Origin of the sequence: Massilia mucilaginosa, assembly GCF_011682145.1 — a bacterium.
GTDB classification, from domain to species: Bacteria; Pseudomonadota; Gammaproteobacteria; order Burkholderiales; family Burkholderiaceae_D; genus Telluria_A; species Telluria_A mucilaginosa.
Genome location: NZ_WHJH01000098.1, coordinates 1 through 9,163, shown reverse-complemented (window position 1 = coordinate 9,163; position 9,163 = coordinate 1). Strand labels below are relative to the sequence as shown.

Annotated in this window: 10 protein-coding genes and 1 other RNA gene; 4 read left to right on the top strand and 7 right to left on the bottom strand. The window is 62.7% G+C overall.

Annotation, left to right across the window (positions count from 1 at the left end; all coding sequences use genetic code 11):
* Window positions 1-210: 210 nt before the first annotated feature.
* Entirely contained in the window at window positions 211-1,896 is a 1,686-nt protein-coding gene (gene ilvD, locus F2P45_RS33380; protein WP_166882515.1) for a dihydroxy-acid dehydratase, read from the bottom strand.
* A 130-nt stretch (window positions 1,897-2,026) separates the two neighbouring features.
* Between ilvD and F2P45_RS33375 the strand changes: the two genes are divergently transcribed.
* Together F2P45_RS33375 and lgt are read left to right on the top strand one after the other, a co-directional pair.
* Complete coding sequence (locus F2P45_RS33375) at window positions 2,027-2,944, top strand: LysR substrate-binding domain-containing protein (protein WP_166882514.1); 918 nt, start codon at window positions 2,027-2,029, stop codon at window positions 2,942-2,944.
* Window positions 2,922-3,773: a prolipoprotein diacylglyceryl transferase gene (gene lgt / locus F2P45_RS33370; protein ID WP_166882513.1), complete on the top strand. Its 852-nt coding sequence runs from the start codon at window positions 2,922-2,924 to the stop codon at window positions 3,771-3,773. The genes F2P45_RS33375 and lgt overlap by 23 nt, the downstream gene beginning before the upstream one ends.
* Here lgt and F2P45_RS33365 read toward each other — a convergent pair.
* The 5 genes from F2P45_RS33365 to F2P45_RS33345 all read right to left on the bottom strand — a co-directional run bounded on the left by F2P45_RS33365 (window position 3,724) and on the right by F2P45_RS33345 (window position 6,043).
* Entirely contained in the window at window positions 3,724-4,527 is an 804-nt protein-coding gene (locus F2P45_RS33365) for a sulfite exporter TauE/SafE family protein (protein WP_166882516.1), read from the bottom strand. The two genes, lgt and F2P45_RS33365, sit on opposite strands and share 50 nt — an antisense overlap.
* 164 nt (window positions 4,528-4,691) lie before the next feature.
* Entirely contained in the window at window positions 4,692-5,153 is a 462-nt protein-coding gene (locus F2P45_RS33360) for an EVE domain-containing protein (protein ID WP_166882512.1), read from the bottom strand.
* 90 nt (window positions 5,154-5,243) lie between these two features.
* A non-coding RNA gene (gene ssrS, locus F2P45_RS33355) (6S RNA) lies at window positions 5,244-5,424 on the bottom strand.
* 44 nt (window positions 5,425-5,468) lie between these two features.
* The gene (locus tag F2P45_RS33350) at window positions 5,469-5,780 is read right to left on the bottom strand and encodes a cell division protein ZapA (protein WP_166882511.1); all 312 of its coding nucleotides are present in this window, start codon (window positions 5,778-5,780) and stop codon (window positions 5,469-5,471) included.
* Window positions 5,777-6,043 (bottom strand): hypothetical protein, encoded by a 267-nt coding sequence (locus F2P45_RS33345; protein WP_166882510.1) that lies wholly within the window; start codon window positions 6,041-6,043, stop codon window positions 5,777-5,779. The genes F2P45_RS33350 and F2P45_RS33345 overlap by 4 nt, the downstream gene beginning before the upstream one ends.
* A 350-nt stretch (window positions 6,044-6,393) precedes the next feature.
* Here F2P45_RS33345 and groES point away from each other — a divergent pair, with 350 nt between their 5' ends.
* On the top strand, window positions 6,394-6,684 hold the full coding sequence (groES, locus tag F2P45_RS33340; protein ID WP_099916332.1) for a co-chaperone GroES: 291 nt from the start codon (window positions 6,394-6,396) through the stop codon (window positions 6,682-6,684).
* 77 nt (window positions 6,685-6,761) lie between these two features.
* A complete protein-coding gene (groL, locus tag F2P45_RS33335) occupies window positions 6,762-8,399 on the top strand; it encodes a chaperonin GroEL (protein WP_166882509.1) in 1,638 nt (545 codons plus the stop codon).
* A gap of 131 nt (window positions 8,400-8,530) precedes the next feature.
* Here groL and F2P45_RS33330 read toward each other — a convergent pair whose 3' ends face one another.
* Window positions 8,531-8,974 carry an OmpA family protein gene (locus F2P45_RS33330; RefSeq protein ID WP_166882508.1) on the bottom strand — a complete coding sequence of 148 codons (444 nt, stop codon included), beginning with the start codon at window positions 8,972-8,974 and terminating at the stop codon, window positions 8,531-8,533.
* Window positions 8,975-9,163: the final 189 nt, after the last annotated feature.

The window sequence follows — 9,163 nt, the reverse complement described above, 5'->3', positions numbered from 1 at the left end:
GCTCCATTCGATGTCCCGTTCAATCGGGTAGGGGGGCTATTGCCCGCGACATCGTGATCGTCACTGAGGAGCTCATGTATCGCCGAACCGGCACTGCGGTGGCAGTTTATGAAACATTCAGGCTAGAGAAAGCCTGTCACGCAAGATCCGTCGCCCCGCGCCAAGGCGGCCCTCGGCGGGGGCGACGGTGGTAGAACGATGATCGCTTGATTACCCCGTCACAGCCCCCTTGCTGGCCGACGACGCCAGCGCCGCGAACTTGGCCAGCACCCCGCGCGTATAGCGCGGCGCCGGTTTGACCCAGTTGGCGCGCCGGCGGGCAATTTCCTCGTCGCTCACGTTCAGCTGGATCAGCTGCTGGTGCGCATCGATGGTCACCGAATCGCCCTCTTCCACCAGTGCAATCGTCCCGCCATCGAAGGCTTCCGGCGCCACGTGCCCGACCACCATGCCCCAGGTCCCGCCCGAAAAACGGCCGTCGGTGATCAAGCCCACCGATTCGCCCAGCCCCTTGCCGATCAGCGCCGCCGTCGGCGCCAGCATTTCCGGCATGCCCGGACCGCCCTTCGGCCCCAGGTAACGCATCACCAGTACATCGCCAGCCTTGATGCCGTCCGCCAGGATCGCATCCATGGCCGAATACTCGTCGTTGAACACCCGTGCCGGACCGGTGATCACGGGATTCTTCAGCCCGGTGATCTTGGCTACGCAGCCTTCCGGCGACAGGTTGCCCTTGAGGATGGCGAGGTGGCCCTGGCGATACAGTGCCTTGTCGATGGTGCGGATAACATCCTGCTTCGGATCCGGTACCGACGGGATCTCGGCCAGTTCTTCGGCGATCGTGCGGCCGGTGATGGTGATGCAGTCGCCGTGCAGCAGGCCCGCGTCGAGCAGCAATTTGAGCACTTGCGGCACGCCGCCGGCCTTGTGCAGGTCGGTCGCCACGTACTGTCCGGACGGCTTGAGGTTGCAGATGACCGGCACTTTCTGGCGCACGCGCTCGAAGTCGTCGATGGTCCATTCGACCTCGGCCGCGTGGGCAATGGCCAGGTAGTGCAGCACGGCATTGGTGGAACCGCCCGTGGCCATGATCAGCGAGACCGCGTTCTCGATCGACTTGCGGGTGATGATGTCGCGCGGTTTCAAGTCCTTTTTCACGGCTTCGACCAGCACGCGCGCCGATTCGGCGGCCGAACCGACCTTTTCGTCGTCCGGATTGGCCATGGTCGACGAATACAGCAAGCCCATGCCCAGCGCCTCGAACGAAGACGACATGGTGTTGGCCGTGTACATGCCGCCGCAGGAACCGGCCGACGGGCAGGCGTTGCGTTCGATGCCGTCGAAGTCTTCCTTCGACATGCGCCCGGCCGTGAATTCGCCCACCGCCTCGAAGGCCGAGACGATGGTCAGGTCCTTGCCTTTCCAGTTGCCCGGCTTGATGGTGCCGCCGTACACATAAATGCCCGGCACATTGGTGCGCGCCAGGGCGATCATCCCGCCCGGCATGTTCTTGTCGCAGCCGCCGATCACGACCACGCCATCCATCCACTGGCCGTTGACGGCCGTTTCGATGCAGTCGGCGATCACTTCGCGGGAGATGAGCGAATATTTCATGCCCTCGGTGCCCATCGACATGCCGTCCGAAATGGTCGGCGTGCCGAACACCTGCGGATTGGCGCCGGCGACCTTGATCGTGGTGATCGCAATGTCGGCCAGCTTTTGCAGGCCCGAGTTGCACGGGGTGATGGTGGAGTGGCCGTTGGCGATGCCGATCATCGGCTTGTCGAAATCCTCGGTTTGGTAGCCCATGGCATAGTACATCGAGCGGTTCGGGCTGCGCGAGACGCCTTCGGTGATGTTGCGGGAACGACGGTTGTAGCGTGGCTGGTCTGACATGGCTTGCTCCGGTGATGATCTGATATCGACCAGAATGCCTTGCGGGCAAGCGCGCGTCAAATATATCATTCGCATCGCTGTGAGTCGCTGCGCATATCACAGTCCTCAATTCACATGGAAGGGCATATCGATGAACCTGGAACTGCGCCAGTTGCGCTACTTTGTCGCCGTCGCTGAGGAACTTCACTTCGGCAAGGCCGCATTGCGCCTGCACATGACCCAGCCGCCGCTGTCGCAAACCATCCAGGGACTGGAAGAGTTGCTCGGCGCGCCGCTGTTCGCGCGCAGCCGCCGCGCCGTCGAACTCACCCCGGCCGGCCAGGCCCTGCTGCCGGAAGCGCGCCGCATCCTGGCCGCGAGCAGCGCCCTGCCCGCACTGGTAAAACGCGCCGCCGGCGGCGCGGCCGGGCGCCTGTCGCTGGCGTTCGTGTCCTCGGCCGATTACAGCGTGCTGCCGCCCTTCCTGCGCCGCTACCGCGCGGCCTTTCCGCAAGTAAGTATCGCGCTGCAGGAAGCCACCTCCGACGTCCAGATCGACGACCTGCTGCACGGGCGCATCGATACCGGCCTCCTGATCGCGCCGCTGCCGGACAAGGCGCGCCTGGAACTCGATTACCTGAAGGTGCTGACCGAAGCGCTGATCGTGGCCCTGCCGGCAGGCGTCGTCAGCGGCGCGGCCGGCCAGGCGGTGGCGCTGGCCGCGCTGCCGCCGCTGCCGCTGATCATCTTTCCGCGCCCGATCGCCCCGGCCCTGCACGACGCCATCCTGGCCTGCTTTCGCGCGGCCGGCATCACGCCCGAGATCGGGCAGGAAGCGATCCAGATGCAGACCATCGTCAGCCTCGTGTCGGCCGGCATGGGGATGGCACTTGTGCCACAATCGGTGTCCAATCTGATGCGGCCCGGCGTAGAATACCGGGCCCTGCGCGATCCTACGCCGCAGGTGGAAACCGGGCTGGCCTGGCGGCGCGACGCCGTCTCGCCGGTCTTGCAGGGCTTTTTGGATTTACTACGAAAGAATACCGATGCTGACCCACCCGATGCCTGACCCCGTCGCCTTTTCGCTCGGCCCGCTGCACGTGCACTGGTACGGCCTGATGTACGTACTGGCGTTCGCCATGTTCCTCGCCCTCGGGCGCGTGCGCATCCGGCAGCCGCACATCGCCGCGCGCGGCTGGAAGAAGGAAGACCTGGACGACATGCTGTTCTACGGGATGCTCGGGGTGATCATCGGCGGGCGCCTGGGGGAAGTCTTCTTCTATCAACCGGGCCGCTTCCTCGCCGATCCGGCCGCCATCTTCAAGGTGTGGCAGGGTGGCATGTCGTTCCATGGCGGTTTTCTGGGGGTGCTGCTCGCGATGGGGCTGTGGGCCCGCAAAGCCAGGCGCAACCTGCTCGACGTCTACGATTTCATCGCCCCGCTGGTCCCGCTCGGCTATGCCGCCGGACGCATGGGCAACTTCATCAACGCCGAACTGCCGGGCCGCGTGGCCGACGCCAGTTTGCCGTGGGCCATGCTGTGGCCGGGCGTGCAAGGGCCGCGCCATCCGTCGCCGCTGTACCAGATGATCGTCGACGGCCTGCTGGTGTTCGTGCTGCTGTGGATCTATGCGCGCAAGGAACGCCCGCGCCTGGCGGTGGGGGCGATGTTCACCCTGCTGTACGGCTGCGCGCGCTTCTTTACCGAATACTTCCGCGTGCCGGACTGGCAGGTCAGCGTGGCCGGCTTGCCCATTACATCGGGCCAGATGCTGTCGCTGCCGATGATCGCAGGCGGCGTGGCGATGCTGGTGTGGGCGTACAGGAATGGCGGCGACAACAGCGGCGTCAGTGAAACGCCTTCCACAGCATATAACCGGCCAGCGCATACAAAATGACCGCGAAGATGCGCTTGAGCTGCTGCACCGGCATGCGGTGCGCGGCGCGCGCGCCCAGCGGCGCCGCCAGCACGCTGGCCGTCGCGATCACGGCCAGCGCCGGCAGGTAGATGTAGCCGAGCGAATACGGCGGCAGGCCGGGCTGGTCCCAGCCGAACCAGATGTTCGACAAGGTGCCCGACAGCGCGATCGGAAAACCCAGCGCGGCGCTGGTGGCCACGGCGTTGTGGATCTTGACGTTACACCAGGTCATGAACGGGATCGACATGAAGCCGCCGCCCGCCCCCACCACCCCGGAGACCACGCCGAACACCCCGCCGGCGGCGAACATGCCGGGCGCTCCCGGCAGCTCGCGCGCGCCGGCCGGTTTTTTGCCGCTCAGCATCTGGGTGGCCGAAAACGCCACGAAGGCGGCGAACACCAGCGCCAGCGCGGTGGTGTTGAGCTGCTTGCCCAGCCACGGCCCGAGCCAGGAGCCGACCACGATGCCGGGCGTGAGCAGCCTGACGATCGGCCACAGCACCGCGCCATGCGCATGATGCGCGCGCACCGACGACAGCGAGGTAAACATGATGGTGGCGAGCGAGGTGGCGATCGCCATGTGGACCACCGCCTCGGGCGGAAAATGCTCGGCGGTGTAGATCATCGTGATGAAGGGCACCAGCACCATGCCGCCGCCGATGCCCAGCAAACCGGCCGCGAAGCCGCCGGCGGCGCCCATCGCCAGCAGGATCAGAATCAGGCTCCAGTCCATCGGCGCCTCCCTTGGGTGGCCGGCATTGCAGTTGCAGTCGTCATGGGTGCGTTCGGTGAGGCTTGCGTTGGTGGCGAGCCACGCACGGACTCGTCCTGGCAAGTATTCTACAACGCCATTGATGGGGCCGCTGATGGCCGCCCCGCCGCACAATGCTACCGCCTCTACTGTTGCAGCAAGGCCTCGATGATGCGCCACTCGTGCGGCTCGACCGGCATGACCGACAGGCGGCTGCCCTTGGCCAGCAGGCGCATCTCGGCCAGGGCGGGAATGGTGCGCAACTGTTTCAGGCTCAGAAGGGGCGTCTTGCGCACGGCGCGCACGTCCACGCCGATCCAGCGCGGCTGCGCGTGCGTGGCTTTCGGATCGTAATAGTGGCTGGCCGGATCGAACTGGCTGGCGTCAGGATAAGCGCCGCCGCACACTTCGACGATGCCGGCGATACCCGGCTCGGCGCAGCTGGAATGATAAAACAGGACCAGGTCGCCGGCGCGCATGCCGTCGCGCATGAAATTACGCGCCTGGTAATTGCGCACGCCGAACCACGCCACCGTTTGTTCCGGCGCGGCCAGCACATCGTCGATACTTACTTCGTCCGGTTCGGACTTCATCAGCCAATAGGCCATGGTGTTTGCTCCGTTCGCGCCCCTCGCCGCAAAGCGCGCGCCCATAAAAAAACGGTTGCGCACCGAATGCTTGCAACCGCTTTGTGAAATCAGAGCCCCGCATGTGCCGTCTTTACCGGCATCCTGAACCTAATGGTTCAAGGCGGTCGCAGTTAGTTCAATTTCGGGTTCGTCGAACGAGCGACGCTCACTCCCATCAAACAAAATTCCGCAACCTGTGCACATAAATGGTTCAAGGAATATATGGCAATCGCGAACACCGCAGGGTGAGACGGAGTTTACTCCGATGTGGCGTCATGTCAAACGAAATTAAACTCAGAACAGATTTTCTTGCGGGGTTAACGCGTTGTCCAGCACCGTGTGCATCTCGCCGAGTTTCTGCTTGACTTCCAACATCGTCATTTCGGCGAGCGGTCCTTGCGGGGTTTTCACCGACAGGAATTCGGCCGCCATATTGAGCGCGGCCATGACGGCGATGCGGTCGTTTCCCTTGACCTTGCCCGAATCGCGCAAGGTGCACATTTTTCCGTCGAGATAGCTGACGGCTTCCTGCAAGGTGCGTTCTTCGCCCTCCTTGCACACCAGGCGGTATGAACTGCCCATGATCGTGACATTGAGCTGGATCATGGCGCGTCCTCGGTCTGCGGGGCCGGCGCGCTGGCCACCGTGACGGCGTTCGGATCGGGCATCTGGACCAGCAAGGCTTCCACCCGGCGCTGCACTTCATTCAGGCGCACCAGGCAAGCCTCCTTGTCGGCGAACAGCTGCGCATTCGACTGGCGCACCTGTGCATTCCATTGCCGCAACTGAGTATTCTCGGCGCGCAGTGAGAGGGTCAACTCGGCAAGCCGGTCGATTTTTTCGGATAGTTCGATGAATTCAGAAATCATCCCGTAACTATAGGGGCGCGGACGAAACTCCGTCAACCGAATCAGCAACAGGGTGGACGATTGATGTAAGGGGATGTAAGAAGGCGGCCCGCGCAGCCCTTGCGATGGCGCCAATCCCGGCCCCTCCGGCGTGCCCGCACTTTGCGCCAGATCAAGCCCGTCTGTTAAATAGTCAACAGGACGCCTTGAAAAACACCTTGACCGTCCCTATAATTAGCACTCGTTAGTAGAGAGTGCTAACAACTCTTTCTAGTCTCCGCGGCAACACCGCGAGACATGTTGAAACACCGGGAACGCCCTGGCGGTCCTGACCAATAGCTACTAAACCACTGAATATTAAGGAGTTTTGCATGAACCTTCGCCCATTGCACGATCGCGTCATCGTCAAGCGTCTCGACCAGGAAACCAAAACCGCATCCGGCCTCATCATTCCTGACGCAGCTGCTGAAAAACCGGATCAAGGCGAAATCTTGGCTGTCGGCAACGGCAAAGTCCAGGATGACGGCAAAGTACGCGCCCTGGAAGTCAAAGTCGGCGACCGCGTCCTGTTCGGCAAATACTCCGGCCAAACCGTCAAAGTCGACGGCGACGAGCTGCTGGTCATGCGCGAAGAAGACATCATGGCTGTTCTGGTCAAGTAATTGCCCAGGTAGTCCACGCACGACCTTTCATCAAGAATTCCACGCGATAGACATCTACGCACAACGGAGAAAACAACATGGCAGCTAAAGAAGTAGTATTCGGCGACGCAGCGCGCGCCAAGATGGTTGAAGGCGTCAATATTCTCGCCAACGCAGTCAAAGTCACCCTGGGTCCAAAAGGCCGCAACGTGGTGCTCGAGCGCTCGTTCGGCGCGCCGACCGTCACCAAGGACGGTGTCTCGGTCGCTAAAGAAATCGAACTCAAAGACAAGCTCATGAACATGGGCGCGCAAATGGTCAAGGAAGTTGCTTCCCGCACCAGCGACAACGCCGGCGACGGCACCACCACCGCGACCGTGCTGGCACAAGCCATCGTTCGCGAAGGCATGAAGTTCGTTGCCGCCGGCATGAACCCAATGGACCTCAAGCGCGGCATCGACAAGGCAGTTGCCGCCACCGTCGAAGAGCTGGCCAAGATCGCCAAGCCATGCACCACCACCAAAGAAATCGCCCAGGTCGGCGCGATCTCGGCCAACTCCGACTACTCGATCGGCGAGCGTATCGCTGAAGCGATGGAAAAAGTCGGCAAAGAAGGCGTGATCACCGTGGAAGACGGCAAATCGCTGAACGACGAACTCGACATCGTCGAAGGCATGCAGTTCGACCGCGGCTACCTGTCGCCGTACTTCATCAACAACCCGGACAAGCAAGTTGCCATCCAGGACAGCCCGTTCGTCCTGCTGTGCGACAAGAAGATCTCGAACATCCGCGATCTGCTGCCGATCCTGGAACAAGTCGCCAAAGCCGGCCGTCCACTGCTGATCATCGCGGAAGACATCGAAGGCGAAGCACTGGCCACCCTGGTTGTGAACAACATCCGCGGCATCCTGAAAACGTGCGCAGTCAAAGCGCCAGGCTTCGGCGACCGCCGCAAAGCCATGCTGGAAGACATCGCTGTCCTGACCGGCGGCCAGGTCATCGCTGAAGAAGTCGGCCTGACCCTGGAAAAAGTCACCCTGGCAGAACTCGGCCAAGCCAAGCGCGTTGAAGTGGGCAAGGAAAACACCATCATCATCGACGGTGCCGGCCAGGCGGAAGCGATCGAAGCGCGCGTCAAGCAAGTGCGCGTGCAGATCGAAGAAGCGACTTCCGACTACGACCGTGAAAAACTGCAAGAGCGCGTTGCCAAACTGGCCGGCGGGGTTGCAGTGATCAAGGTTGGCGCAGCCACCGAAGTCGAAATGAAAGAAAAGAAAGCCCGCGTTGAAGATGCACTGCACGCAACCCGCGCTGCCGTGGAAGAAGGCATCGTTCCTGGCGGCGGCGTCGCCCTGCTGCGCGCGCGTGCCAACATCACGGTCAAAGGCGACAATCCTGACCAGGACGCCGGCATCAAGATCGTCCTGCGCGCCATGGAAGAGCCACTGCGCATGATCGTTCAAAACGCTGGCGAAGAATCGTCGGTGGTTGTTGCAGCAGTATTGGCCGGCACCGGCAACTACGGCTACAACGCAGCGAACGGCACCTACGGCGACATGGTCGAAATGGGTGTTCTGGATCCAGCAAAAGTGACCCGTTCGGCACTGCAAAACGCAGCGTCGATCGCCGGCCTGATGCTGACCACCGACGCCATGGTCTGCGAACTGGCTGAAGACAAGCCAGCTGGCGGCATGGGCGGCATGGGCGGTATGGGCGGTATGGACGGCATGATGTAATTGCCGCGCCGGCTTGCCGCGCCGGCTTGCCGCAACGCGCCGGAGGCGGCTTCGCTTCCGGCGTCGCGCGACACATCAAAAAGCCTGCAAGGTTTGCGCCTTGCGGGCTTTTTTGCGTCCGCCGCTGGCGCTTACTGTTCCGGATCGGCCGGGGCGGTTTTTGGCGCCACCAGCTGGACCTCGACCCGGTTATTGCGGGCGCGTCCTTCGCGGGAGTCGTTATCGGCCACCGGCATGCGCTTGGCCTTGCCTTCGGTATAGATGCGGATGCGCTCGACACCCTTGTTGGCCAGGTAGCGTTTGACCGCCTCGGCGCGCTGCACCGACAGCGTCTGGGCGCGGGCGTCGCTGGGCAGCGCATCGGTATGGCCGATGGCCATGATCAGTTCGGGATCGAGTTCGCGGCGCTTGCTGACGACCTGATCCAGGATCGATACCGCATCGGCCGACAGGCGCGCGCTGCCGCTGTCGAAATACACCTCGGTCGCGAACTGGATCCTGGGCGGATCGGCAAGGACCACGGCGGGCAGCGCGCACGCCAGGCAAAGCGACAGCGCGGTGAGAATGTGTCGCATGGCGGCCCCTTCCGATGTAAGCTAATAAGGCGACTTTAGCGCAATATTGCATTATGACCAAGCCCCCCCCCCGGTGTCAGGTCTGACATTCGGACACGAGCTCTGCTTCAGACCACCCCGGTGTCAGGTCTGACATTCGGACACGAGCTCTGCTTCAGCAGGCGACTGCGCATGTGCATAGCAGAGGCC

Coding starts and splice junctions, on each gene's coding strand:
- F2P45_RS33330 (WP_166882508.1), bottom strand. CDS start 8,974: ATGCGACACATTCTCACCGCGCTGTCGCTTTGCCTGGCGTGCGCGCTG.
- groL (WP_166882509.1), top strand. CDS start 6,762: ATGGCAGCTAAAGAAGTAGTATTCGGCGACGCAGCGCGCGCCAAGATG.
- lgt (WP_166882513.1), top strand. CDS start 2,922: ATGCTGACCCACCCGATGCCTGACCCCGTCGCCTTTTCGCTCGGCCCG.
- F2P45_RS33345 (WP_166882510.1), bottom strand. CDS start 6,043: ATGATTTCTGAATTCATCGAACTATCCGAAAAAATCGACCGGCTTGCC.
- F2P45_RS33350 (WP_166882511.1), bottom strand. CDS start 5,780: ATGATCCAGCTCAATGTCACGATCATGGGCAGTTCATACCGCCTGGTG.
- ilvD (WP_166882515.1), bottom strand. CDS start 1,896: ATGTCAGACCAGCCACGCTACAACCGTCGTTCCCGCAACATCACCGAA.
- F2P45_RS33360 (WP_166882512.1), bottom strand. CDS start 5,153: ATGGCCTATTGGCTGATGAAGTCCGAACCGGACGAAGTAAGTATCGAC.
- groES (WP_099916332.1), top strand. CDS start 6,394: ATGAACCTTCGCCCATTGCACGATCGCGTCATCGTCAAGCGTCTCGAC.
- F2P45_RS33375 (WP_166882514.1), top strand. CDS start 2,027: ATGAACCTGGAACTGCGCCAGTTGCGCTACTTTGTCGCCGTCGCTGAG.
- F2P45_RS33365 (WP_166882516.1), bottom strand. CDS start 4,527: ATGGACTGGAGCCTGATTCTGATCCTGCTGGCGATGGGCGCCGCCGGC.